The organism is Paraburkholderia sp. CNPSo 3076 (assembly GCF_026343935.1).
Classification (GTDB): Bacteria; Pseudomonadota; Gammaproteobacteria; order Burkholderiales; family Burkholderiaceae; genus Paraburkholderia; species Paraburkholderia nodosa.
Window position 1 is genome coordinate 134257 of sequence record NZ_JAPMAL010000001.1, and the last position, 25954, is coordinate 160210.

Genomic DNA, 25954 nt, shown 5'->3' on the forward strand with positions numbered 1-25954 from the left:
CGGCGCGCCGAGCGCGGCGCCAATCACCCGCTGGAATCAAGCAGGCGCCGGATTCCCCGATATTTTCAATGCAGGGTTTGGACGCTGCCGGCCTCATCATCGGATGCGGCCTGATCGAGTATTGCGCACCGGAAATCGAACTTGACGCGAAGGATCGCTGATTCGACACGTGCGTCGCCGCGATGGCCCTTCAGGCGAGTATCGATCGCCTCCTCGACGGCGAGAATCGCCTGCTCGATGCTCTCGGGATCCTCGCTGTCGAATCCGACCTCGACCTCGATGCTCTCCAGCAGGTTCAACGCGGTTGCAATGTCTTCGGAAGCGACGAATAGCGTCTCGGCGTGTTCTCTCATCTACCCTCCCCGTTGGGTTGTCCAACTCTTCAGACAGCTGCGAGTTGCACGCCTATCGTTGCACATCCGGAACAAATCTGCCGGCGACGAAGGCCGGTGTTGGGTTCGAAACAACGGAGGGGTTGCCGTCCATCGTGAAGCGAATAGAATCGAAGGTTCCAGCTGATAGCGTAAAGGCAATCGGCCCGCCGTCGGGCGCGGTTTCGACCTGCTAGACTGGAAGTTCCCCCGCGAACCATGGAGGGAATCATGACGACTGTCTACGTGGTGAAGACTGGTGAGCAGTACCTCTGCTGCGCAGAGGACGGCGATATTGGCATGGCGCCGGAGATTGGCGGGGCCAAGTCCTTCGTCTCATACGAGGAAGCCGAAAAGGCGGCGTCCGAGCACGCCGACCCCGGATACGAAATCGTCGCCGTCAGCGTTGCCACACACTGACGCGCAAGGCTGCTCCGCCTCGACTTACTGGAACTTGCCAGCCGGTGCTTTCGGCTGGCTTTCGGCTGCACCGCAGGCCAGCGCGTGAACCGTTCCGGCGAGGAAGCTCAGGATGAACTCGTTCACCTCGTCCGGACGCTCTTGCTGCACCCAGTGACCCGCCTTCGCAATCAGGTGCTTCTTCCAGAGATTGGGAACGTTGATCTCCAGCGCGTCGTAATCCTTCGCGGCCATCTTCACGACGCCGTCTAGCTCTCCCGCGAGAAAGAGCGTGGGCTGCATGATCCGGGCGCCGTCGAGGAAGCTGGTCAGCGCCCAGTTTCGATCGATATTCCGATACCAGTTGATTGGCCCACGAAACCCGCTCCGCTCGAACTGAGCGACGAAATATTGCAGATCCGTCTCGGTCAACCACGGCGGAAGCTGGTCGGGCAACGTGAGGTTGTCCACGAATCGAGTCGACTTCGGAAAGGTCGCGAAATTGGCCGGCTGCCCGTTTACCACCGGGTCTCCCGACGCCGTGTACAGAATGCCGAGCATCGAACGGCGGACATCTTCTTCCAGTTCGCGCTCGACGCGTCCCGGCAACTGAAAATAGTCCTGATAGAAATGACACTCCTGCGTGATCTGCGCGAAGCGCACCGATGGACGCACGGGACGTCGCGGCATGTAAGGCACGCTCAGCAGGCCGAGAACGGGAAACAGGTCGGGGCGCAGCAGCGCAGTGTAAGCGGCGACGGCAGCCCCCCAGTCATGCCCGATCAGAACCGCGCGCTCTTCGCCGAGAGCCTTGACGAGGCCGACCAGGTCGCCGACCAGGTTCAGAATATCGTAAGCCTCGATGGTTTCCGGGGCGTCGCTGAACCCGTATCCGCGCTGGTCCGGCGCAACCGCGCGATAGCCCGCGGCCGCCAGCGCATCGATCTGCCAGCGCCACACGTACCAGGACTCCGGCCAGCCGTGGCAGAGCAGCACGAGCGGGCCCGTGCCTTTTTCGACGTAGTGCATGCGGATGCCGTTGACGTACGCGAACTTCTCTTGCAGCCCGTTCATCATGGAGTCGACCTCGTCTCACGCGGTGGGAAAACGCCTGGCGACCATTGTGAATGCAGCGCCACAATGCTTCAACCACACCAGTCGTTTCGAGCGTGAGCCGGGGTATCAAGGATCGACGCGTGCCGTGCGGCTCTCCACCCGCGCAAGGACGCTCAGGTAATCGGCGGGGGTATCCATGTCGACGCAAAAGCGATCGTGCGCCGCCTCGTGGAGAAACACCTCGCCGCTGTGTTCGGCGATCAGCTTACGGCAGCCCGGATTCACGCGGCCGCCCACGACCTCGGGACAATAGCTCGACGCAAACACGACAGGATTGCCGCGTGCGCCGTCGAACATCGGCACCAGGATCGAACCGTACGGCATCGACGCGTAGGCCTCGATCAGCTCACGATAGTCGGCCGTTTCAAGGAGCACCTGGTCGGCGAGGCAGATCATCACCGCGTCGCACGCCGCCTGCAGCGCGGCAACGCCGCTCGCGACCGACGTCATCTGTCCTTCCCGGTAGCGCGGGTTGCTCTCGAAGCGCACGTCGAGGCCGTCGAGCGCTTCGAAGACGGCCCGGGCGTTGAACCCGGTCACGACGACGACCTCCTCGGGTCGTGCCGCAGCGATCGCGCGCACGACGCGCCGCACGGCAGGCTCGCCGCCCACCGGCAGCAACAGCTTGTGACGCCCCTCCATGCGCGCGGACAGGCCCGCCGCGAGCACGACCGCCGAAAACGCCGCGCCGCTCATCGCGCCACCGTGGGAGGATCGTCCGGGCGACCGGCAGCGCCAGAGGCGACGTCCAGATAGCGCTCGGGGGCGCGCTCGAACTCGGACTTGCAGCCGTCGCAGCAGAAGTACACCTTGCGCCCGCGATAGTCGACAACGTGTTTCGCCTTCGCGATCTCGACGCTCATCCCGCACACGGGGTTCACGTAGCACCCCGCCTCCGCCTCTGCCACGGGCACGCCGAGCGCCTCGCACGGCGGCAAGGGCGGTACGGCTTCCGTGGCGATCGTGGCGCGCGGCGCCGCGGCCTCGGCCACCTCCTGCGTCTCGTGCCGCACGGCGACGAGTCCCGCCACGGCGCCCAGTGCAATCTCCTGCGGCGTGTGCGCATGGATCGCCGGCCCCGCCGGTGCGTGCAGCGCCGCGAGCCGGGCCTCGTCGATGCCGCGCAGGCGCATGGCTGCGCGCAACCGCTCGGCCTTTCTGTGACTCGCGATCAGGAGCACCGCCACGGCGGCGCTGCGCAACGCGGCTTCAAGCGCATCCTCATCGCGCTCACCTTGCGTCGCGATCAGCACAAATGATGTGCCGGCGCGATCCAGCGCGGCGGCGTCAACGCCCGGCTGCCCGGCGCGCGCCACGTCGGCCGCCAGGCTCGCGCGAAACCCGACGCGCCGTGCGAGCACACACGCTTCCTGCGCCGCGGGCGTGGCGCCGAGCACGGCCACGAGCGGCGCGGGCACGGTGGGCTGGATGAAAAGCTCCAGTGCGCCGTTGCTCGCGCACGGCATGGCGTGCGCCTCGACTTCGGCCTCGGCTGCCACCGGCTCGTTGCTGATCCGCACGCGCCGTGGCTGCCCCGTGCGGATCGACTCTCGCGCGGCCTCGATGACGATCGTCCGTGAACAGCCTCCGCCGACCCAGCCATGCAGCGCGCCGTCGGCCTCCACCAGCGCCTGGGCGCCGACGTGTGTCGAGGTTGGCGGCGCGGCACGGATCACGGTGACGACGGCGAACGGTGCGCCCGCATCGATCAGCCGCTGCTCGAGCTGCAGCAGATCCGCGGCGTCCGGGAGGGTTTCGCTCGATTCGGCATGGACATTCATTGCAGCGCCTCGAGAATTTGAGGAAAGATCCGTTCGAGACCCGCGAGGTCGCGGGCCCCGGCGAACAGGTCGAGATGCGGCAGCGCGGCCTGCATGCCCGCGCTGACCGGTGCGAATCCGGGACGATCGGCGAGCGGATTGATCCAGACGAGCGAATGGCAGCGCCGCCGGATCGCGCCGAGCGACTCGCCGAGCTGCGCCACGTCGCCGGCGTCGTAGCCGTCGCTGACGATCACGACCGCGGTACGCGCATGCAGCAGGCGCGGTGCGTAGTGCGCATTGAAGCCGGCGAGACTCTCGCCGATCCGCGTCCCGCCGGCCCAGCCCTCCGAGATGAGGTGCAGGCGCTCCTGGGCGCGGCGCGGATCGGGGTCGCGCAATGCTTCGTCGACGCAGATGAGCCGCGTATGGAAGATGAAGCTGTGGACGTCGGGCAAACGCCCGCTCAGCACGCGCGCGAGCCGCAGGAAAAAGAAGCTGTAGAGGCTCATCGAGCGGCTCACGTCGAGCAGCATGACGACGCGCGGGCGTTGCCGGCGCTTGCGCCGCCAGCCGAGCTCGACCGGCAGCCCGCCGCGCGAGACGCTGCGCCGCAGGGTCCATTGCAGATCGAGCGTGCGCCCGAGACTCGCGCGCTGCTCGCGGCGCATCTGGATGCCGCGCAGGCGCAGGGCGAAACGGCGGATCGCGGCGTCGATGGCGAAGAGTTCGTCGCGATCGTTCAGGTGGCGCAAATCCGCGTGGGCCAGCGACTCTCTCGGCGTGGCGCCTTCGTTCGCGGCGGCGCCTTCCTGCGCCGCGCCGTTGCCGCGTCCCGCGAGCGAAACCGGCGTACCCTCGCTCGCATCGGGCGGCCCGCAGGCCGTGTCGTCGCGCGCAAGCGGCCCGGCGCCGCCGGCGCGGGTTTCGGCGAGCTTGCGCCGGTTCGGCGCGAGGAAGTACGCGTCGAACAATTCGTCGAAGCGCAGCCACTCCTGCGCGCGCGCACACAGCAGCGCACGCAGGCTCCAGCGCAGCACGTCGCGCTCTGTCTGGCCCATGCGTTGCACCACCTCGAGCATTGCAGCAACGTCCGCGTTCGTCACGCCGAACGCGTTCGCGCGCAGCCAGCCCGCGAATCCCGCATAGCGCGCGACGAGGCGATCGGCAAGATCGTGCCGCGCTGCGCCGGGCAGCGTGCTGTCGATGCCGGTCAGCATGCCGCCACCAGTTTTTCGACCACGGGCCGCGTGAGGCTGGCCTGATCCTCGCGCGTTTTCACGAGCGCGGCGAGCGAATCCATCACGCGGTCCACGCCGTTTTCGTCGAGCGCGCTCACGCCGAGGCGCAGCAGCGCGGCCACCCAGTCGAGCGTTTCCGCGAGGCCGGGCTTGCGGCGCAGCGCGATCTCGCGCACCGCATGCACGAATTCGACGATCTGGGCCGCGAGCGCCTCCGGCACCTCGGGCACCTGGGTCCGCACGATCATGAGTTCGCGCTGAAACGACGGGTAGTCGACGTACTGGTAGAGGCAGCGGCGGCGCAGCGCGTCGGAGATCTCGCGCGTGCCGTTCGAGGTCAGGATCACATAAGGCCGCTCGGTCGCGCGGATCACGCCAAGCTCGGGAATCGAAAGCTGGAAATCCGACAGCAGCTCGAGCAGGTAGGCCTCGAACGCCTCGTCGGTACGGTCGATTTCGTCGATCAGCAGCACGGGCGCGGGCGTGGTCGTAATGGCTTCGAGCAGCGGGCGCTTGAGCAGATAGCGCTCGGAGAAGATGTCCTGCTCCTTGTCGCGCAGCGGCCGCGTGTCCTGCTCGAAGAGCTTGATCGCGAGCAACTGGTGGACGTAGTTCCACTCGTAGAGCGCGGCGTGCGCGTCGAGCCCTTCATAGCATTGCAGGCGGATCAGCGGCGCGTCGAGCAGTCGCGAGAGCGCCTTCGCGACCTCGGTCTTGCCTACGCCCGCCTCGCCCTCCAGCAGCAGCGGACGGCGCATTTCCATCGTGAGCAGCAGTGCCGCCGCGAAGCTGCGCTCCACGATGAAGCGGTGGGCCGCCAGCTTCGCCTGCAGCGCGAGGACATCCGGCATGCGGTCGGTCGACGTCATGACGGCCCTCAGCGGCCTTGCGCCTTGTGCGTGAAGCGCCCGCGCAGCCAGTCGCGAATGATGGCCCAGACAAACGCAATGCCATTCAGCTCGGTGGCTTGCGCAGGCGACCCAGCCGCCCGGGAAACCAGCGGCGATTCCGGCTCGTCGGCCGCACTTCCGGCAGCGCCGGGGGCGGTTTGCGGCGGCGCCATGGCACTCAGACGCGCCGAGAAGTTCGCGACGAACTGCTTGAGCAGCTGCTCCGACACCGGCCCCATGAGCCGCCCACCCAGCGCGGCGGCCTTGCCGCTCATCGTCACCTCGCTCTTGCCGGCCAGCGTGCAGGTCTCGTCCGTGGGCTGCACGCTGGCCGTGAGGTCCATCGTCGCCGCCGAGCTGCCGGTCGAATCCGTGCCCTTGCCGAGCAGATGCAGGCTGCGCGCTGCGGCGTCGAGCGCGAGCACTTCGATGTCGCCCTTGAACGCCATCGTCGCCGGCCCGAGCCGCACCGTGATGGTTCCTTTGTAGTGCGTATCGTCGATGCGCTCGGTAATCTTCGCGCCCGGCATGCAGCCGGCCACCGCCTCGATGTCCTGCATCAGCGCCCAGGCGCGCTCCGCGCTCGCGTCGAGCGGAAATGCCTTGTCGAGTACGACTTTCATTCCGGACTCCTCATTCGTTCTCGCTTCGACTCAGACGGGCCGCGTCAAGCCAAGCTCGCGGCACTGCTGCCACACGCGATACGCGTTGTGCGGCATATTCATGTGCGTAACGCCGAGATGCGCGAAGGCATCGACCACGGCCGACGTGAAGCACGGAATCGAGCCCACGTGCGGCGATTCGGCCACGCCCTTGGCGCCGATCGGGTGATGCGGCGAAGGCGTCACCGTGAAGTCCGTTTCCCAATGCGGCGTTTCCACGGCTGTCGGCACGAAGTAGTCGAGCAGCGTCGCGCCGAGCAGATTGCCCGCTTCGTCATACGGCAGTTCCTGTCCGAGCGCGACGGCAAAGCCTTCGGTCAGGCCGCCATGAATCTGCCCCTCGATGATCATCGGGTTGATCCGTGTGCCGCAGTCGTCCAGCGCGTAAAAGCGGCGCACGCGGATCTCGCCGGTATAGCGGTTGATGTCGAGCACACAGACGTAGGCGCCGAACGGGAACGTGAAGTTGGGCGGATCGTAATAGTCGACGGCCTCAAGGCCCATCTCCAGCCCTTCGGGAACATTGTGATAGGCGGCCCACGCCACCTCCTTCACGGTCTTGAACTGATCGGGCGAGCCCTTCAGCACGAAGCGATCCAGATCGAACTCGACGTCGTCCGGGCTCGCTTCAAGCAGATGAGCGGCGATCCGGCGCGCCTTCTCGCGAATCTTGCGCGAGGCGCGCGCCACCGCGGCGCCCGCAACGGGCGTCGAACGCGAGCCATAGGTGCCGAGGCCATATGGCGCCGTGGCGGTATCGCCCTCTTCCACCGTGATTTTCGAGGCCGGAATGCCGGCTTCCGATGCAATGATCTGCGCGTAGGTGGTCTGGTGCCCCTGGCCCTGCGTGATCGTGCCCATGCGTGCGATGGCCGAGCCGTCCGGATGCACGCGGATCTCGCATGAATCGAACATGCCCACGCCGAGGATGTCGCACATTTTCGACGGCCCGGCGCCGACGATCTCGGTGAAATTTACGACGCCGATGCCCATGAGCCACTCCGCATCGGGGTCGGCGCGGCGCTGCGCCTGCTCCTTGCGCAGCGCGTTGTAATCGACGGCGGCCAGCACCTTTTTCAGCGCCGTTTCGTAGTCGCCCGAATCGTATTCGAGGCCAAGCGGCGTCGTGTACGGGAACTGGTCGCGGCCGATGAAGTTGCGCAAGCGGATCTCCGCCTTGTCGATGCCGAGCTTCTGCGCGAGCACATCCACCATCCGCTCGATCAGGTAGACGGCCTCGGTCACGCGGAACGAGCAGCGGTAGGCGACGCCGCCCGGAAACTTGTTCGTGTACACGCCGTCGACGCTCACGAACGCATTGGGGATCGCATACGAGCCCGTGCACACATGGAACATGCCGGCAGGCCATTTGGTCGGATCGGCGCACGCGTCGAACGCGCCGTGGTCGGCCACCACATTCACGCGCAGCGCCTTGATGCGGCCGTCCTTGTCGGCGGCCAGCTCGCCCGTCATGTGATAGTCCCGTGCGAACGCGGTGCTGGAGAGGTTCTCGTTGCGCGACTCGATCCACTTGACCGGACGCCCGAGCACAATGGACGCCACGATCGACGTCACGTAGCCCGGATACACGCCGACCTTGTTGCCGAAGCCGCCGCCGATGTCGGGCGAAATGATGCGGATATTCGACTCCGGAATCGACGACAGCAGCCCGACCACGGTGCGCACGACGTGAGGCGCCTGCGACGTGATGTAGACCGTGAGATCGCCGCGCACCTTGTCGAACGACGCGACGCAGCCGCAGGTTTCGAGCGGACACGGATGCACGCGCGGATACACGATATCCTGCTTGACCGTGACTTCCGCGTTCTCGAACATGCGGTCCGTCTTGTCGCGGTCGCCCATCGTCCACGTGAAAATATGATTAGGATGCCTTCGGGCACCGTGCGCGCCGCTGTCCTTGTCGCGGATGTCCTCGCGAATCACGGGCGCGTCGGGTTCCAGCGCCTTCATCGGATCGACGAGCGCGGGCAGTTCCTCGTACTCGACTTCGACGAGCTCGGCCGCATCGGCGGCGACGTAGCGGTCGTCGGCCACCACGAAGGCGACTTCCTGGTTCTGGAAGCAGACTTTTTCGTCGGCGAGCACCGCCTGCACGTCGCCTGCGAGCGTCGGCATCCAGTGCAGTTTGAGGGGTTTGAGGTCATCCGCCGTGAGCACGGCGTGCACGCCGGGATGCGCGAGCGCGCGCGACTTGTCGATGCGCTTCACGCGCGCATGGGCGTAGGGACTGCGCACCATCACGCCGAACAGCATGCCCGGCATCTTGATGTCGTCCACGTAGCTGCCCTTGCCCTGGATGAAGCGCGGGTCCTCGCGGCGCTTGCGCGAGCAGCCCATGCCTTCGAGCGCGGCGAGACGTTCGAGATTGGCGTCGGGATTGTTCATGGCGTGTCTCCCGGCGCTCAGTGCGCGTGTGCCGCGCCCGCTTCGATGAGCGGATGCGAGGTTTCGACCGCTTCGCCGCGCAGCTTGCGCGCCGCGTATTGCACGGCCTTCACGATGTTCTGATAGCCCGTGCATCGGCACAGGTTCCCCGCCATCCAGTAGCGGATTTCCACTTCCGTGGGATCGGGATTCTCCTGGAGCAAGCGGTACGCACGCATCAGCATGCCCGGCGTGCAGAATCCGCATTGCAGCCCGTGCTCCTGCATGAAGCCCTCCTGCAGCGCATGCAGCGCGCCGCCTTCGGCGAGGCCTTCGACCGTGCGGACTTCAGCGCCTTGCGCCTGCACGGTGAGCAGCGTGCACGACTTCACGGACATGCCGTTGAAATCGACGGTGCAGGCGCCGCAATGCGACGTCTCGCAACCGATATGCGGTCCCGTGTGCTGGCACTTTTCACGCAGCGTGTGAATCAGCAGTTCGCGCGGCTCGACGACGACGTCGACCTCGCTGCCGTTGAGGCTGAACGACACCATGGTTTTGCTGGCCATTTCGCGTTCTCCGTGAGTCAGGGGCGTGCTGCGTTCGCGGCCCGCTCGTAGGCGGTATTGAGCGCCCTGCGGGTCATCTCTCCCGTCATCGCGCGCTTGTAGTCGGCGTCGCCGCGCAGATCCTCCACCGGATTGCACGCCGCCATCGCGAGCCGCGCCGCTTCGTCGAGCGCGCGTGCGTCGAACGGCTTGCCGACGAGGGCCTGCTCGGCGTCCACCGCGCGAATCACCGTGTCGCCGACATTCGTCAGAGCAATGCGCGCGTGCTCGACGTTACCGCCGCCGAGGCGCAACGTGACGGCCGCCGCCGCGGTCGCGAAGTCGCCGGTCCTGCGCTTGAGCTTCGCGTAGCAATAGCCGGTGCCGGGCTGCGGCACGGGAATGCGGATGGCGGTCATGATCTCGCCGGGCTCGAGCAGCGTCGCATAGGTGCCGACGAAAAAATCGTCCGCGGGCACCACGCGCTCGCCCGCCGCGCCTTGCAGCACGAACGACGCATCGAGCGCGATCATCAGCGCGGGATGGTCATTGCCGGGATCGCCGTGCGAAAGATCGCCGCCCAGCGTGCCGCGATAGCGAACCTGCGGGTCGGCGATCTGCCGCGCGCCCTCGACGATGAGCGGACAGCGCGCTTGCAGCAGCGTGGACCAGATCAGCTCGTTCTCGGTCGTCATCGCGCCGATCCATAGTGTGCCGTTTTCCTCGCGGATGCCCTTGAGTTCGGCCAGCCGGCCGAGATCGATCAGATGATCGGGCTGCGCGAAGCGCAGTTTCATCATCGGCAGCAGGCTATGGCCGCCCGCGAGCAGCTTCGCCGTTTCGCCGTGTGTGCCGAGCAGCGCGAACGCCTCGGACAAGGCTTGTGGAGCGTGGTATTCGAATGGGCGGGGAATCACACTGATCACCTTGTTGTCATTGCGCTGAAGTTCAGGATTTCACAATGCAACGCAGCAATTCAACGGGTTTTCTCGAACGGCGGCGTGGTTGCGCCGGGTGCCGGAAAACTTGCGTGAAAAGGGGAAAGGACATAAAACGGAGGCAGCGTCCCGCCGCCGCAGACGCCGCGCACAACGCCGCGGCAGCATCGGGGAGAACCCTGGATGAAACCGTTCGAGCACGCCATGCCGACCACCGACGCGCGCCGCGCCGAGACCTTTCAGCACCGCCTCGAGCAGTTCAATCCCGGCGTGGTGTGGCTCGACGCACAGGGGCGCGTCAGCGCGTTCAACGACGTCGCGCTGCAGATTCTCGGACCGGCGGGCGAGCAGTCGCTGGGCGTAGCCCAGGACAAGCTGTTCGGCATCGATGTCGTGCAGCTGCACCCGGCAAAGAGCCGCGACAAGCTGCGCTTCCTGCTGCAGTCGCGCGACGTTGGCGGCTGCCCCGTGAAGTCGCCCCCGCCGGTCGCGATGATGATCAACATTCCCGACCGCATTCTCATGCTCAAGGTGTCCCGCATGTCGGACATGAACGGCGCCTGCGGCACTTGCATGATTTTTTACGACCTCACCGACCTCACGACGGAGCCGTCGGCTGAGCCCACGGCGGAGTCGCTCGCCGGCGCGCCCACGCCGCCGCGGCGGCTCTTCAAGATTCCGGTGTACCGCAAGAACCGCGTGATCCTGATCGACCTGAAGGACGTCGTGCGTTTTCAGGGCGACGGCCACTACACGACGATCGTCACGAAGGACGACCGCTACCTCTCCAACCTGTCGCTCGCGGACCTCGAGTTGCGGCTCGACAGCAATACGTTTCTGCGCGTGCATCGCAGCCACATCGTCAACCTGCCGTACGCGGTCGAACTCGTCAAAGCCGACGACAGCGTGAACCTCGTGATGGACGACGGCGAACGCAGCGTCGTGCCGGTGAGCCGCTCACGCGCCGTACAACTGAAAGAGTGGCTCGGCGTGGTCTGAAGGCTGGCGCCGATCGCTTTACTTCTGCCGGCCAGTCTCCTTCGTCCTAGAATTCCTGTCAGGGGGCGAGACAACATGAAGCGCGAAGTGGTCACCGGGCTGCTGTGCGGCGCACTACTCGCCGGCTGCGTAACGGCCGGCGTCGAGGTCAGGCCCGAACAGATGGCAAACTTCAGGCACGGCGTCACGACGCTGCAGGACGTGATCGTCGCGCTCGGGCCGGCGTCGGTCGAAACCGCGCTGGACGACGGCTCGACGCTGCTCGTCTACACCTACGTGACGTCGCGTCCGCATCCGGAAAGCTATATCCCGTTCATCGGTTCGCTGGTCGCCGGTGCCGACACCCACTCGTCCGCAGCCGTGTTCCTGTTCGATTCGCACGGTCTCCTCAAAAGCGCGAACAGCACGGGCTCGAACGTCGGCACGGGCATGACCAGCGCCCATAGCGCGCAGCCCAGAGCGCCCGCGCCCGTCGCCGAGGCGCCCGTCGTGGGCAAGAGCATCCCACCGCCCGCCGTTCAGACCGCCCAGCCGACGCCGGAAGAAGACGTCGCGCCCGCGTCGCAAATGCCCGGCGAACCTCTGGAAATCAACGTTCAGCCGGCTCCCGTCGAATAGCCGTCGTGCTTCGCGCGGGAACGCGCATCCGATCGTGCGCGTACGTGCGCTACAGCACACTTGGCAAGCCGCAGCGAGAATACGCCAGGACTCCAAAATTAGAAGCAGCGAACGCCGAAGCAGTCCCGCAGCGGAGCACGAAATGTCAAACTTGCCCTGGCTTTCGCAATATCCCGCTGGCGTGGCGGCGGACATCGACCTCGAAGACTACCCCTCGATGGCCGTTATGCTGGAACAGGCCGTCGCGCGCTTCGGCGACCGGATCGCCTTTCATCAGTTCGGCGTGAATCTCACCTATCGCGAGCTGAACGAGTACTCCGCGCGCCTCGCCGCCTATTTCCAGAAAGACCTTCAGCTGACACCCGGCGACCGCATCGCGCTGATGTTGCCAAACTCCCTGCAACAGCCCATCGCGATGTTCGCCGCACTCCGGGCCGGGCTCACCGTGGTCAACGTCAACCCGCTCTACACCGCGCCGGAACTGGCGAATCTGATCAAGGATGCCGGTGCGCGGGCGATCGTAGTCATGGAAGTTTCCGCGGCCACGCTCCAGCAGGCGCTCGCCCATGTCGACATCAAGCACGTGATCGTCGCGCGCGTGGCGGAGATGCAGAGCTTCCCGAAATCCATCCTTGTCGACTACGTCGTTCGAAAGAAGAAAAAGCTCGTGCCGGACTGGACGATTGCCGGTGCGATCACCTTCAGGACCGCCATGACCACGCGCCCGGCCGCGGAGTTCACGAGACCTTCGTGGTGAAAAAGGAGGCGGGGCTGGCCGAGTCGGAAGTCATCGAATTTGCGCGCACGAGCCTCACCGCCTACAAAGTGCCCAAGCAAGTGGTCTTCGTGAACGATCTGCCGAAAACGCCGGTTGGAAAAGTGCTGCGGCGACAATTGCGAGACCGGCTAGTGAATCAAATCTGACGTTATCCGCCGTCGAAAAAAACATTCGAAACGCGACGTCGTTTTGCCATCCCGCGACAGCACATTCTGATGTCGCTTCCAGCGCGTCATCATGTCGGCTTCGTTCTAGGAACGACATTTCTGGTCGCGTTAACTGTGCAAATCATCACCGTGCGACTTCAGCGTAAAACCGCTCGCCTCTGATGGCTTTCGCCATTCAGGGTGACACGCACGCCTTATTCAACGCACAAGGGACGGCCAGAGAATGAAAGCGTATCAGCCCAAAGTGGACCCCAAGACGCTTCGCAAGGTGATCGTTGCCGCTGCGGTAGGCAATTTTGTCGAATGGTTCGATTTCGCCGTGTACGGATTTCTGGCAACACTGCTGACTCGCCAGTTCTTTCCGAATGGCGATCCGGCGATCGCGTTGATGAAGACCTTCGCGGTGTTCGCCGTCGCCTTTGCATTCAGGCCGCTCGGCGGCGTCTTCTTCGGCGTGGTGGGAGACCGGGTGGGCCGCAAGAAAACGCTCGCCCTGACCATCTTGATCATGGCAGGTGCCACAACGGTCATCGGCTTCCTGCCGACCTACGCATCGGTCGGCATGCTCGCCCCCTTGCTGCTCGCGATCGTCCGCTGCGTGCAAGGCTTTTCCGCCGGCGGAGAATACGCCGGCGCCTGCGCGTATCTGATGGAGCACGCGCCGAAGCACCAGCGCGCGCGATACGGAAGCTTTCTGCCGGTCTCCACGTTCCTGTCGTTCGCGAGCGCCGCCGTGGTGGCATCCGGACTGGACGCCATGCTGTCGCCAGAGGCGATGAGCAGTTGGGGCTGGAGAATCCCCTTCATCGCCGCAGCGCCTATTGGCCTGGTCGGTCTGTATCTGCGCACGCGCCTCGGCGAGACGCCATCGTTTGCCGCGGTCGAACACGATCACGACCTGGCGCACGCCCCACTGCGCGAAACGCTCAAGACCCAGGCAAGCGTGATCGTGCGCCTGGGTGCCTTCGTGTCCGTGACTGCGCTCTCCTTCTATACCTTCACGACCTACTTCGCCACGTATCTGCAGGTCGTCGGTCATCTGAGCCGGGCCAGCGCCTTATTGGTGACGGTCATCGCACTCGTATTCGCCGCGGCCATCTGCCCGCTCGCCGGCCTCTACTCGGACGCAGTCGGAAGACGAAAAACCGTCTTCACGGCATGCGCCATCCTGATCGCCGCGGTGTACCCCTCTTTCGCGCTGGGAGGATCAGGGGATTTTCGATCGGCGATCGCCGGTGCATGCTTGCTTGCGCTCGGCGCGGTCTTGTCGGGTGTGGTCACCGCGGCACTGCTGTCCGAAATCTTTCCGACCCGGACGCGCTATACGGCTTCAGCGATCACCTACAACCTCGCCTATACGATCTTCGGCGGCACGGCGCCGTTGGTCGCCACGTGGCTGATCGAGTCGACGGGCAACAACATCTCGCCCGCTTTCTACCTGATCGCCGTCTCGCTGCTGGCACTGGTTGGCGGGATGTCCTTGCCGGAAACGTCGCGGATATCGCTCGACGATCACCCGCATGAAGGTGTGACGGAGCGCGTTGCGGCAAGAGGTCTGCAAGACGCGCCGCACAATTCAGTCTGACACGAACCCCCGTCCACCGCTCAGTAGGCCGCGCGCAGGGCCTCGGTGGCCAAGGCGAGGCGCGACGCAATGACCTTCACCAGGAAGCGATGAAACTGCTGGGCGGCTGCGGGGTCGTCCTGCTCGAGCGCAACGAGCGCGGCCAGCGACAGCCTGCGCACCCGCGTCGGCGCCTCGGCGAACACGTCCGCGCTGCGCGGCTGCTGCGTGTATACGGCCATTTCCCCGATGACCGTGCCCGGCAGGCAAACGCGCACCCGCACCGACCGCCCGTTTCCGAGCGGCAGCGAAACGGCAACCCGCCCGCGCTCGATGAGGTACAGCGCGTCGCCCGGGTCCCCGCGATGAAACAGCGCCTGGCCCGCCTGCAGATCCTGCACTTCGAGCCGCGTGGAGAGCGTGTTCAGCGCGCTGGCCGTGAAATGCGGCGCGAGCAGCGCGTGAAGGTCGTCACCTGGCTTCGGTGCGAGCGCGGTCGACGCGAGCACTTGGTCCTCCACCCACTCCAGGCCCGCATCGAGCGTGTCGAATTCGCGAATCCGCAGGTTGAGCGTGCCGGTTTTCGTCAGCAGATCGCGCGAGCGCGGCGGCAGCGCGGTCAGGATCAGGTCCGCGTCCATCGCCGCGCAGAGCTGCCGCAGCTTGACGAAGCTGATCGATACCGAAGCGTCCATGCCCTGGGTCGACGCGAAATCGAGTACGACAAATCGAACCCGCACCGGATCGCGCGCGGCGAGGCGCACTCGTATGCGCTGGAGGATCGAATTGGCCGTGCCGAAAAAGAGAAACCCTTGCAGGCACATGCCGCACACCTGTGCGCCGAGCCCGCGCAACGCTTCGGTCTCCTCGATATTGCGCTCGACATTCGAAGTCCGGGTGCGAAGGTCGAACTCCATGCGTATGCAGCTCACGCGGCCGTAGAGCAGCGTGAACATCACGCACGCCGCAATCACGCCTGCGCCCACGCCGATGAGCACGCCCCAAGCGGCGATCGTGCCGAGAATGACGGGCACGAGCAGGTACTCGTACCAGGCGAGCTTCGCCCAGGCGCCGACAACCCACTGCATGATGAGGCGCAGCCCCATGAAAAGCTGGAGGCCGACGAGCACCGGCACGGGAAAGAGCGCGACGAAACCGGGCGACGCCGCCAGCACGACAAGGCACGCGAGCGAGGCGAACACGCCCGCCATCCGGCTCGTCGCGCCTACGCGCGCGTTGAGCATCGAGCGATTGAACGACTGATAGCCGACCATTCCGCCCAACAGCCCGCTCGCGAGATTGGCGAGCCCCGCGGCCCGCATCTCGCGGTTGAGATCGACTTCCTCGCCCGTCGCCGCGCCGATTGCCGTCGAATTCATCAGGATCGTGACTGCCGAAACCGACGTGACCACGAGACTCTCCGGCAGGTGTGCGGCGATCGCCGTCCAGTCGATGCCACCCTGCCCGAGCTGCGCGCTCAAGTGCAACCCCGGTAGCCCGGTGAGCCGCAGCGCCGCGCGCGGCAGCAGCAGCCCCATGGCGCGCGCTTCGTCGATCGACAGGCCCGCGGCGCGCAGCAGAACGTAGAAAAGAACGATGCCGAAGACCAGCGTGAGCGGCAGCGCTGCAACATGCTTCCAGCTGCGCATCAGGATCGTGGCCAGCACGCCTACCACGAGCGCAGGCAGCCACGCGAGCCAGTGAAGATGCGTCAACACCGCGAGCGTGCGCCATTGCAGTGACTCGCCCGTCATGACGCGAAACGCGCCGGCGAGGAGCAGATAGCCCGTGCCGGCGAGGAAACCGCCGAGGACCGGGTAAGGCAGGAACTGCAGCGAGCGGCTGCGCTTCGAGGAACCGATCGCGTAGAGCACGATGCCGGTCACGATCGAACAAAGCGCGATGGCGATCAGTACGGTGAGCAGGAGCGTCTGCGGGGAACCGCCGTCCGCACGCACGCTGCTCGCGACGCCTGCCGCCACACCCGCGAGAAACGCCGCCGCATTGCTGTCCGGGCCGCCGATGTTCAGGCGCATCGAACTCGTCAAGGCAATCACGAGCGCCGTGACGATACAGCTGACGAGGGCCGTGGGCACGCCGAGCATGGCGTAACGGGCCAGATCGGCGCTGAAGATCATCGTGCCGAGGCTCATCGCGTAGCACAGCATGACGAGCGCCGACACTGCGCCGGCCGCCAGATCGCCGGGCAGCGCCGCGACGCGCGAGCGCGGCGGGACGTCGGCGACGGTAACGGTCTTGCCCGGCTTCACGTGAATTCCCGGTGGAATGCGCGAGGCGCGATGGGGAGCGATCCAGTATCCGTCCGCGCCGGAAAGCCTGTCAAACGCCGTACGCGGCCCGTGGTGCGCGCCTACACTGGATATTCACCGGCACGATCCCCGACGGGCTCGGGGCAGTTCGCATCGGGCAACCGGCATGGGATCCAGGCGGCGAACATGGATATTGAGCAATGGCTGCGCGCCCTGGGACTCGAGCAGTACGCGCACGCGTTCGCGGCAAACGATATCGATCTCTCGCTGCTCGCGCAGCTGACCGACGCGGATCTGCGGGAACTCGGCGTGCAGTCGCTCGGCCACCGCAAACGGATCCTCGCTGCCGCTGCGCCGAACCCGCCCGGCGCGGCTCTGCCCGTGGCGCAAGTGCCGAACGCACCCCACGCGCTGGAGATCCCCGCGGACGAACGCAGGCAGGTGACCGTCCTGTTTGCCGACCTCTGCGGCTTCACCGCGCTCTCGCGTACGCTCGATCCGGAGGAGGTGCGCGCGCTGATCGGACGCTTCACGGCGCTCGTCGACGGCATCGTGCTCGCCTGGGGCGGCACGACCGACAGGCATATCGGCGACGCGGTGATGGCGCTGTTCGGCGCGCCCCGCGCTCACGAGACAGACACGCTGCGCGCGGCGCGCGCGGCGCTCGACATCCACGAGGCGCTGACGCAACTGAGCGCGCAGGCGGCGCGCACGCTGCAGGCCCACATCGGCATCGCGAGCGGCGAGGTCGTCGCCGGCGCGCTCGGCTGCGTCGACGCGCGGGACTACACCGTGACCGGCAGTCCGGTGAACCTGGCCGCGCGGCTCCAGGTCGCCGCAGCGGCCGGCGAGACCTGGCTTGCCGATGACGTGGCGCGCACACTCGGCGACGCCGCCGTCTGCGACGCGCTCGGCGAACAGCGCTTCAAGGGCATCGACACGCCGGTCCGCGCGTGGCGGCTGCGCGCGATTTCGAGCGACCCGGCGGGCGAATCGGCGAAGACGGGTCAGAGCCTTTTCGTCGGACGAGAGGCCGAACTCGAGCAGTTTCACGGAATCGTCCGCGCGTGCATCGCGAGGCGGGCCGGCCACATCGTCCATGTGCGCGGCGAAGCGGGCATCGGCAAGACGCGTCTCGTCGACGAGATGCGCCGCTACGCGCAGACGCAGGGCTTCGAGATCCATCGGGGCCTCGTGCTCGATTTCGGCGTAGGCAAGGGGCAGGATCCCGTGCACACGATCGCCGGCAGCCTGCTCGGCCTGCCGGCCGGCGCATCGAGCGACGCGCGGCGCGCGGCCGCCGCGCGGCTCGCCGCCGAAGGCATCGTCAAAGCCGAACAGCTCGCGTTTCTCCACGACCTCATCGACCTGCCGCTCGCAGACGAATGGCGAACCGTCTACGACGCCATGGACCACGGCGCGCGCAAGCGTGGCAAGCAGGCGCTTGCCGCTAGACTGACCGGCGACGCCTGCAGGCGGGCTGCCACGCTGATCGTCGTCGAAGACCTGCATTGGGCCGAGCCCGAAGTGCTCGACTATCTCTCGGCCTTCGGCTCGGGCATCGCGAACGGCCCCGGCCTGCTCGTGACGACCTCGCGCGTGGAAGGCGATCCGATCGATGCGGCGTGGCGCGCGCGCTGCCGCGACACCCCGTTCGCGACGATCGACCTCGGGCCCTTGCGCCAGGACGAAGCGCTGAGCCTCGCAGGCAACTTCATCGACGCGACGCAGCGGGTCGCGCTCGCCTGCATCGAGCGCGCGGGCGGCAACCCGCTGTTCCTCGAGCAGCTCTTGCGCAACGCCGAGGAAGGCAGCGGCAACGCGGTGCCTGGCTCGATCCGCAGCCTCGTGCTCGCGCGGATGGACCGGCTCGCGCCGCGCGACCGCCTGGCCTTCCAGGCGGCTGCCGTGATCGGACAGCGTTTTGGCATCGCGTTGTTGCGGCGGCTCATCGACGACCCCGGCTACGTCTGCGACGGCCTGCTCGCGAATGCGCTCGTGCTGCCTGAGGGCGAAGAGTTCCTGTTCGCCCATGCACTGATCCAGGAGAGCGCCTATTCGACACTGCTGCGCGCGCGCCGGCGCGAGCTGCACCGCAGCGCGGCCGACTGGTTCGCACACGGCGACCCCACGCTGCACGCCCAGCATCTCGACCGCGCCGAGGACGAACGCGCGCCGCAGGCCTACCTGGCCGCTGCGCTCGCGCAGCGCACGGCCCACCTGCTCGAGGCCGCGCTGCGACTCGCCGAGCGGGGCCTCGAGATCGCGCAGTCGGAAACGGACCGCCACACCCTGAGCTGTTGCAAGGGCGAGCTCCAGCGCGACCTTGGCGACATCGCGGGATCGATCGCGACCTGGCGCGCGGCGCTCGCGGCCGCCCCCGACGACGCCAGTCTGTGCCGCTGCCAGCTCGGGCTCGCGGAAGGCCTGCGGGTGAGCGAAGGACTCGACGAAGCGCTGGATCTGCTCGAGTCCGCGCAGCGGATCGCGGAACGCGACGACCGGGTGGCCGAGCTCGCGAGCCTTCACTATCTGCGCGGCAATATCTACTTTCCGCTCGGCAAGATCGATGCCTGCAGCACCGAGCACGAACGCGGGCTCGAGTACGCGCGGCGCCTCGGCGTGCCGGAGGCCGAGGCCCGGGCGCTCGGCGGCCTGGCCGATGCCGCCTACGCGCAAGGCCGGATGCGGACCGCGTTCCGCCATTTCAGCGATTGCGTGGCGTTGAGCCGCGAGCACGGGTGCGGCCGGATCGAAGTCGCCAATCTTTCGATGCAGGGCTTCAGCCGCATTTATCTGAACGAGCCGCGGCAGGCGCGCGAAGACGCCGTTGCCGCCGTGCGCGCCGCCGCGCTGATCGGGCAGCCGCGCGCGCAATTGCTGGGCGAGACGCTCGGCGTGTTCGCCTGCTACGAGCTAGGCGATATGCCGGCGACGCAGGTCCATCTGGAGCAGGAAAGGCGCGTGATCCTGCAATTGGGCGCGCGTCGGTTCGAAGCGCAGAACCTGGAAATGCAGGGGCGTGTCTGGCTCGCCGATGGACGCCGCGGCGAAGCCATCAAGGCGCTGCGCGAGGCGCTTGCGATCTCGCGCGAGGTGGGCACGCAGTTCTCCGCGCCGAAGAATCTGAGCGCCCTCGCCTGCGCGGTCGACGAGCATGACGAGCGCACGCGCCTGCTGGCAGAAGGCGCGGACCTCCTGCGCCTCGGTGCGGTCGGACACAACCATCTCTGGTTCTACCGCGACGCGATCGAAGCGATGCTGGCGGCCCGCGATCCGGCCGGCGTGCTGCGCTATGCGAACGCACTGGATGACTACACGCAGCGCGAACCGCTGCCCTGGGCCGAGCTGTTCGCGGCGCGCGGACGCGCGCTCGCGCGCGTCCTCCAGGCCCCCGCGGACGAAGCCGCGCGAGGCGAGCTCGCGCGCGTGCGAACCGTGCTGCAGCAGGCAGGCTTCGAGCAGTACCTGGCCGCGGTCGATGCAGCGCTTGCCGCTTGAGGCATATGCCCGGCCGAACAGGTTTCGCTCAAGGCGTTCCGTCCTTGTGCTGCTTGCGGAACGCAGCCTCGCCTGCGTCCGACACCTCGGCCCACTTCTTGTCGGGCGGCGCGTCTGCGGTGTAGCTGTCGTGCCAGTTCCACCACTTGTAGGTTGGGGTCTGGGGATAGCCCTCGGGCGAGTCCTCCCAAACCTCCTGGCGACCCAGCGGCGTCATGTCGAGGTAGTTCCAGGTGCCCCCCATTTGCTCATCGCCGCGATTGTTGATGAAGTAGGTGCGCAATACGCGCTCGCCGTCGCGGTAGAACACGTTCGTGCCGTGCCACTCGTCCACGCCGAAGTCGGCGTCGAAGCTGTCCGTGATGGTGAACCACGGTATCTCCCAGCCCATGCGCGCCTTCAGCCGCGCGATGTCGGCCTGAGGCGCACGCGAGACGAAGACGAGCGTGGTGTCGCGGGCGTTCAGATGGGCGACGTGGGCGACCTGGTCGGCCACCATGGAGCAGCCCCGGCAGGCATGGTCGGGCCAGCCGAACACGCCCGGTTCGAAGAATGCGCGGTAGACGATCAGCTGACGCCTGCCGTCGAACAGATCCAGCAGGCTGACTTTGCCCGCAGGCCCTTCGAATGCGTATGCCTTCTCCACCGCCATCCAGGGCATTCGGCGGCGCTCGGCGGCCAGGGCGTCTCGCGCCCGGGTCAGCGCCTTTTCTTTCACAAGCAACTGCTGACGCGCCTCTTCCCACGCCTGCGACGAGACGACCGGCGGACTGAGCATGGCTGGCTGTCCGCCTTTCCTTCCGTTTTCGGCTGATGAACTCATGGCTTTTGCGACCTCCTGAATTGGGCAAATTCCTGCGGCGCGATGGCGTCCGCTACGCGTCGCTCGTTGGGTGACGTGAGTAGTTTGCTACCGGGAATCGGAGGTTGGGAGTAACAAGTGTGGCGGTATTTCGAGGGACTGCTGAGTGGGGTCGTCGGGCTGGGCCCGGCACCAGCAAGGCGGTCAGCGCCTGCGCCTTGACCACACCATAACGGTCCGGCAATTCCGGCAAGCGTGATCCGCTTTGCCCTTCCCCGACATCGCGAGCATTGCCAGCATGAGCTGGCGCTTCAAGCCGGTCGTCTCTCTCCGAGGGCGTGCCACGACGGGGCGTGACCAATGCGCTGCAGAAAGACTTCGAGGTCTCGCCTCGACAACGCGATCGTCGCTGTGCTATCGAGTGGATGAAACAGAAAGACCCGTTCGTGCTCAAGGTCGTTGTCGATCACGAGGCGAACATGATGAGCGCCGTCATTGACCAGGGCCAGTGGGCTCAACGAGCCAGGCCTAACCCCAAGCAGATCAAAAAGACGATCGGCCGAAGCAAACGACAGCCGCTTGCTGTTCAGCGTCTTCGCAACTGCGGACAGATCCAGCGATTTATGTGCAGTCGTCACCACGAGGTATAAACCGCCCTGCTTGTCCTGCAGCAGAAGATTCTTGCAGCGTGCGCCGTCAAGCGACAGCTTGAGCGCTCCGGAATCCGCCATGTTGAGCACCTGTTCGTGGAACTCGCATTCAAACGGCACGTCCTGCTGCTCGAGCAGTGCCAGCAATTCGTCCCTTTCCATCATTTCCCGTTCAATCCAGAATGTTGTCATGCCAGCCGCCGCCTCGCGCGGCCAGCCAGCCGATCACCTCGGCTCAAATACCGGGTATGAGGCCACATCGATCAGCGACAGGGTATCGTCGCGCGACAGCAGCCCAGATTCGTCGAGAATCTGCACCAGTGGCCTACCCTCCGCAACCGACTGTCGCGCCAGTTTGCTGACACGAGCATATCCAAGCTTTGGTACGAGCGCTGTCGCCACAGCCATCGAGTCCATCAAGTGTCGCTCATTGCATGCAACGTCGGCGGTGATGCCGGCGACACACTTCTGCGCAAACCGCTCGATGCCGTTGGTCAGCAGCATGATGCTGTCGAACACACGGGAAGCCACCACGGGCTCGAAGTGATTGATTTCCAGTTCCCCATACTGGACCGCCTGAGCCACCGCGACATCATTGCCGATAACCGCAAAACTCAACTGGATCAGGGCCATCGGCAGCACAGGATTCACCTTGCCCGGCATGATCGACGAGCCGGCCTGCGCCTCCGGCAGGCGCAGTTCCCCAATTCCGCCCACAGGGCCGGAGGAGAGAACCGTCAGGTCCGATGCAATTTTCGCAATGGACGCCGCACAGGTGCGAAGTTCGCCTGAAACGCGCGAGAACACGTCCATATTCTGCATCGCGTCAAACGAGTTTGCCGGCGCGACATAGCCAACGCCTACGATTTCCGAGAGATGTTGATAGACAGCGGATCGATACCCAGCCGGCGCACCAAAGCCCGTACCGATGGCCGTACCACCGAGCGGCAGCGTACGCAGCTTGTCGCGAACCGCCATCAGTTCTTCCGCGAGACGTCGCGTAAGCGACGCATATCCGCCGAAAAGCTGACCGAGACGCATCGGCTGCGCATCCTGGAGACACGTACGGCCGAGATGAAGGACGTCGGCAAACTCGATCGTCTTGCGATCGAACTGCTCAGCCAGTTGCTCTACTTTCGCAATGAGCGGCCCGAGCATCGCGTACGTCGCAATCTTCAGCGCGGCTGGATACACGTCGTTCGTGGACTGCGAGCGGTTGACATGGTCGTTCGGATGGATCACGTCGTACGAGCCTGGCTCGTGACCCAAAAGCTGTTGCGCCCGATTGGCGATCACTTCGTTGAAGTTCATGTTCGTCGACGTGCCACCCGAGCCCTCGAGCAAATCGACGATCAGTGAGTCACGAAACTTGCCTTCGATGATTTCCTGGCACGCACGGCTGATTGCATCGCCTTGTTCCGGCGTGATGACATCGGTGTCCCGATTCGCGAGCGCGGCCGCCCATTTGCACTGCGCGAAAGCCACCGCAAACGCCGGATAGTGGGCAATGCTGAGAGGAGAAACCGTCAGATTGTCGACGCCCCTCACCGAGTTGACGCCATACAACTTCTCGACCGGAATATCGACTGCACCAACGTAGTCGCGCTCGATACGCGTTTCAGCTTTGGCTTGACTGTTCATTTGAGTTCCTGTTTCCAACATCAATCAGTTGTTCAATTTCCTGACCGAGAGCTTTTTTCACTCGCGGGAGAAACGATGTTTCGATCACTTCGGATGCCGTATCGCATGCATCTTCGAAAAAGGCGCTGTATTCGTCGCGCCTCGCCACCAGATACAGCGACCGTTCGAGGCCCAGCCTGTCGACGACGTGGCGAGTCACCCCGTCCGCGTAGGCTGCACCCTGTAGCAGACACATCGGCGAGGTCACGGCCCAGCCGATGCCTTCGGCCACCATCGAAGTCAGCGCGTCAGCGTTGTCGAGCTCCAGCCGGGTCGGTGTGCGCACCTCAATTCGACGCAGATAGCGCTCGATCTGCATGCCGACCTGTGACTTCCGGTTAAAGCGCACGATGGGCAATGCGTCGGCCAGGGCCCGGATGTCCTCCACGCTTCGGACCGACTTGCGGAAATCCCGGGGCGTGATGACAAGGTACTTCTCGGACAGGAGCCGGAACCGCACTACGTCATTGGCGTCGATCAGCGCGTCGCTCGTGACGATGAGGTCCAGGTCGCGCCGCAGCAGCGCCTCGCCTTGCTGCGGGCTCAATCCCGTACGGATAGACAGTTGCGATACCTTCTCCAGCAGCCGCTTCGTAAAAGCTGAGCCACAGGTGGCCGCGAACGAGTCAACAAATCCGATGCGAAGATCAGGCTTGATTCCCCGCCCCGCTTCGACGACCTGCGCCTTCAGATTGGCGATCTCCTCGCTGAGTACCGCTCCGCGGTTCCTCAATGCGATGCCGTATGGCGTCAACGCGAGGGGACGGGTCGTGCGATTGACCAGCACGACCCCCAGCTCGTCTTCCAGCTGGCGGACGATCTGCGAGACACCCGATTGGGAGATGCCCATGCGCGCGGCCGCCCCGGACATGCTGCCTTCCTCCGCCACGGCGACGAAGACCTGCACCGCATACATATCAATTGGCTTGTTGAGCGACACGATGGGCTCTCCCATAGTTACGGTCAGCAGACATTGCCATGAGTGCGCCAACGTGGGAGCGCCGGACGCCAGGGTTTCAGTGGCGATGTCCCACTGTGTGCAGGCTCACGTTCTGGGCACCGTCCACCGCGGGCTCGTTGCCGCCCTGGCCAGAACCCATATCCGAAAGACTTTCCTTGCCCGTTTCCGGTGCGAACAAATGACAGAACACGCCACCGAACACCAATACGGCCACGCACACACCGAGCGCCGCGTGAATGCCAACCTGTTGCACGGCCACGGGCAGGAGAAACGTACTGATCGCGGAACCGAACCGGCTGGAGGCAACGGCCAGCCCGACGCCTGACGCGCGCAGGTGGGTCGGAAAAAGCTCCGGCGGATAGACGAATTCGAGGTTCGCCGCCGCCGAGAGAATGCAGGCGAAAATGCCGAACGCGAGTATCGTGCCGAGCGGCCCGAATCCGGCGTAAGCGAGCACCGCCAGTCCGATCGCTGCGAGATAGAAGCTGCCAATGAGAAACGCGCGGCGCGAGAGCCTGTCAACGATCAGCAGTCCAAAGATTGCTCCGGCGAACAGCAGTACGTTATAGACAAGTCCACCGACAAAGCCGTCCTTGACCTGCAAGGCTTGCAGTACCTTCGGAGAGAAGGTTCCGAGCGCAAAGTATGGAATGACCTGGCACGTATAGAATACGCAGCCGACCAGCGTGTTTCTTCTCCAGCGGGCCGAGAACAGTTCTGACCAGGCACCACGACGTCGCTGGGGCGCGGCTGCCGGTGCAGGCAGGATGGTTTCCGGACCGAACTTTGCGCGGATGATTGCCAGTGCCTCGTCCTTCCGGCCGCGTTTCATCAGCCACATGGGCGACTCGGGTACGCCGAGACGGAACGGCAGGATCAGCAGTGCCGGCAGTCCACTGGCGGCCAGCATGATCCGCCATGCGTCGGGGCCGATATCGCGAAGGGCAAACCCGGCCAGGTACGCGCAGACGTAACCCGCCGCCCAGGCTGCTGCGAGCACACTCAGGAGGCGGCCACGATAGCGGCGTGGTGAGAACTCCGTGACGAGCGATTTGCTCACGACATAGTCGGCGCCGAGAATCAGACCAAGCAGCACGCGCAACACCAGCAACTGGGTCGGCGACGTCACAAAAAATTGCGCTGCGGAAATCACCGCGAAGAGCAGCATGTCGAAGGCGAAAATGGTGCGCCGGCCGTATCTGTCCGCCACGGGACCGGCAAACATGCTGCCAAAGAACAGGCCGGCAAGGGACGCCGCACCGAGTGCTCCCATCCAGAGCGCGTTCAGGTGAAGAGCCCCTGCAGCCATGCTCACCGCGATGCCGATGATGCCCAGCACGAAACCGTCGCTGAACTGTCCGCCTGTACCGCTGAACGCCACGCGCAAGTGGAAACCGCGCAGCGGAACGTCCTCCATCAATATCTGCTTGCTCACTTTCGTCTCCTGGACTCTGGTTATCAGCGAGGCGCCTCCTGCGCCTTCTGAAACCAGTGTAGGGAGTGGGATTCAAGAAAACAGCATGTCCGGTGTCAGTATCAATAACTCTAATACTATGTCACGCGGAGGTTGAAATAGATCGCCTCAACGTACGCCAACCGGTTGAGGCTCGGACCGGGGGCCGGCTCCGGGGTCTCCTGGAACGGCACGCGGCGC

23 protein-coding genes are annotated in these 25954 nt (G+C 65.4%); 7 read left to right on the forward strand and 16 right to left on the reverse strand.

Translation table 11 applies throughout. From position 1 onward, the window contains the following. Window positions 1-65: 65 nt before the first annotated feature. Window positions 66-299, reverse strand: coding sequence for a hypothetical protein (locus M3A49_RS00665; protein WP_266227076.1), 234 nt, complete (start codon window positions 297-299; stop codon window positions 66-68). A 303-nt stretch (window positions 300-602) separates the two neighbouring features. Here M3A49_RS00665 and M3A49_RS00670 point away from each other — a divergent pair, with 303 nt between their 5' ends. After that, window positions 603-791, forward strand: coding sequence for a hypothetical protein (locus M3A49_RS00670; protein WP_028203473.1), 189 nt, complete (start codon window positions 603-605; stop codon window positions 789-791). A 24-nt stretch (window positions 792-815) separates the two neighbouring features. Here the strand turns inward: M3A49_RS00670 and M3A49_RS00675 are convergent, their stop codons facing one another. The 9 genes from M3A49_RS00675 to M3A49_RS00715 all read right to left on the reverse strand — a co-directional run bounded on the left by M3A49_RS00675 (window position 816) and on the right by M3A49_RS00715 (window position 10289). Further along, entirely contained in the window at window positions 816-1847 is a 1032-nt protein-coding gene (locus M3A49_RS00675; RefSeq protein ID WP_266227077.1) for an alpha/beta fold hydrolase, read from the reverse strand. A 105-nt stretch (window positions 1848-1952) separates the two neighbouring features. Beyond that, complete coding sequence (locus tag M3A49_RS00680) at window positions 1953-2582, reverse strand: nucleotidyltransferase family protein (RefSeq protein ID WP_266227078.1); 630 nt, start codon at window positions 2580-2582, stop codon at window positions 1953-1955. Continuing rightward, window positions 2579-3667, reverse strand: a complete 1089-nt coding sequence (locus tag M3A49_RS00685) for an XdhC family protein (RefSeq protein ID WP_266227079.1) — start codon at window positions 3665-3667, stop codon at window positions 2579-2581. The genes M3A49_RS00680 and M3A49_RS00685 overlap by 4 nt, the downstream gene beginning before the upstream one ends. Beyond that, window positions 3664-4866, reverse strand: a complete 1203-nt coding sequence (locus tag M3A49_RS00690) for a vWA domain-containing protein (RefSeq protein WP_266227080.1) — start codon at window positions 4864-4866, stop codon at window positions 3664-3666. Before M3A49_RS00690 ends, M3A49_RS00685 begins: the two co-directional genes overlap by 4 nt. Next, window positions 4860-5756, reverse strand: coding sequence for an AAA family ATPase (locus M3A49_RS00695; RefSeq protein ID WP_266227081.1), 897 nt, complete (start codon window positions 5754-5756; stop codon window positions 4860-4862). Before M3A49_RS00695 ends, M3A49_RS00690 begins: the two co-directional genes overlap by 7 nt. An 8-nt stretch (window positions 5757-5764) precedes the next feature. Continuing rightward, on the reverse strand, window positions 5765-6400 hold the full coding sequence (locus tag M3A49_RS00700; RefSeq protein WP_266227082.1) for an SRPBCC family protein: 636 nt from the start codon (window positions 6398-6400) through the stop codon (window positions 5765-5767). A 30-nt stretch (window positions 6401-6430) separates the two neighbouring features. Further along, a complete protein-coding gene (locus tag M3A49_RS00705; protein ID WP_254355381.1) occupies window positions 6431-8845 on the reverse strand; it encodes an aerobic carbon-monoxide dehydrogenase large subunit in 2415 nt (804 codons plus the stop codon). A gap of 17 nt (window positions 8846-8862) precedes the next feature. Then, window positions 8863-9393 carry a (2Fe-2S)-binding protein gene (locus tag M3A49_RS00710; protein WP_266227083.1) on the reverse strand — a complete coding sequence of 177 codons (531 nt, stop codon included), beginning with the start codon at window positions 9391-9393 and terminating at the stop codon, window positions 8863-8865. Window positions 9394-9410: 17 nt separating this feature from the next. Continuing rightward, the gene (locus M3A49_RS00715; RefSeq protein ID WP_266227084.1) at window positions 9411-10289 is read right to left on the reverse strand and encodes an FAD binding domain-containing protein; all 879 of its coding nucleotides are present in this window, start codon (window positions 10287-10289) and stop codon (window positions 9411-9413) included. Between the two features lie 204 nt (window positions 10290-10493). Between M3A49_RS00715 and M3A49_RS00720 the strand changes: the two genes are divergently transcribed. The 5 genes from M3A49_RS00720 (at window position 10494) to M3A49_RS00740 (ending at window position 14457) form a co-directional block, all read left to right on the forward strand. After that, window positions 10494-11309: a LytTR family DNA-binding domain-containing protein gene (locus tag M3A49_RS00720; RefSeq protein WP_254355384.1), complete on the forward strand. Its 816-nt coding sequence runs from the start codon at window positions 10494-10496 to the stop codon at window positions 11307-11309. Between the two features lie 75 nt (window positions 11310-11384). Further along, a complete protein-coding gene (locus M3A49_RS00725) occupies window positions 11385-11927 on the forward strand; it encodes a hypothetical protein (RefSeq protein ID WP_266227085.1) in 543 nt (180 codons plus the stop codon). A 142-nt stretch (window positions 11928-12069) separates the two neighbouring features. Beyond that, window positions 12070-12684, forward strand: a complete 615-nt coding sequence (locus M3A49_RS00730; RefSeq protein WP_266227086.1) for an AMP-binding protein — start codon at window positions 12070-12072, stop codon at window positions 12682-12684. Then, window positions 12678-12851, forward strand: a complete 174-nt coding sequence (locus M3A49_RS00735; RefSeq protein ID WP_266227087.1) for an AMP-binding enzyme — start codon at window positions 12678-12680, stop codon at window positions 12849-12851. Before M3A49_RS00730 ends, M3A49_RS00735 begins: the two co-directional genes overlap by 7 nt. 244 nt (window positions 12852-13095) lie before the next feature. Further along, complete coding sequence (locus tag M3A49_RS00740; protein WP_266227088.1) at window positions 13096-14457, forward strand: MFS transporter; 1362 nt, start codon at window positions 13096-13098, stop codon at window positions 14455-14457. A gap of 20 nt (window positions 14458-14477) precedes the next feature. Here M3A49_RS00740 and M3A49_RS00745 read toward each other — a convergent pair whose 3' ends face one another. Further along, on the reverse strand, window positions 14478-16706 hold the full coding sequence (locus tag M3A49_RS00745) for a SulP family inorganic anion transporter (RefSeq protein ID WP_266227089.1): 2229 nt from the start codon (window positions 16704-16706) through the stop codon (window positions 14478-14480). A 186-nt stretch (window positions 16707-16892) separates the two neighbouring features. On the opposite strand from M3A49_RS00745, the gene M3A49_RS00750 reads away from it, so the two are divergent. Further along, entirely contained in the window at window positions 16893-20207 is a 3315-nt protein-coding gene (locus tag M3A49_RS00750; protein WP_266227090.1) for an adenylate/guanylate cyclase domain-containing protein, read from the forward strand. A 28-nt stretch (window positions 20208-20235) separates the two neighbouring features. Here M3A49_RS00750 and M3A49_RS00755 read toward each other — a convergent pair whose 3' ends face one another. The 5 genes from M3A49_RS00755 to M3A49_RS00775 all read right to left on the reverse strand — a co-directional run bounded on the left by M3A49_RS00755 (window position 20236) and on the right by M3A49_RS00775 (window position 25717). Then, window positions 20236-21030 (reverse strand): DUF899 domain-containing protein, encoded by a 795-nt coding sequence (locus M3A49_RS00755; RefSeq protein ID WP_266227091.1) that lies wholly within the window; start codon window positions 21028-21030, stop codon window positions 20236-20238. Between the two features lie 290 nt (window positions 21031-21320). Beyond that, entirely contained in the window at window positions 21321-21851 is a 531-nt protein-coding gene (locus M3A49_RS00760) for a prolyl-tRNA synthetase associated domain-containing protein (RefSeq protein WP_266227092.1), read from the reverse strand. A gap of 33 nt (window positions 21852-21884) precedes the next feature. Beyond that, window positions 21885-23300 (reverse strand): aspartate ammonia-lyase, encoded by a 1416-nt coding sequence (locus tag M3A49_RS00765; protein ID WP_266227093.1) that lies wholly within the window; start codon window positions 23298-23300, stop codon window positions 21885-21887. Further along, window positions 23278-24279, reverse strand: a complete 1002-nt coding sequence (locus tag M3A49_RS00770) for a LysR family transcriptional regulator (RefSeq protein WP_254355393.1) — start codon at window positions 24277-24279, stop codon at window positions 23278-23280. Before M3A49_RS00770 ends, M3A49_RS00765 begins: the two co-directional genes overlap by 23 nt. Before the next feature lie 76 nt (window positions 24280-24355). Then, window positions 24356-25717: an MFS transporter gene (locus M3A49_RS00775; RefSeq protein WP_266227331.1), complete on the reverse strand. Its 1362-nt coding sequence runs from the start codon at window positions 25715-25717 to the stop codon at window positions 24356-24358. Window positions 25718-25954: the final 237 nt, after the last annotated feature.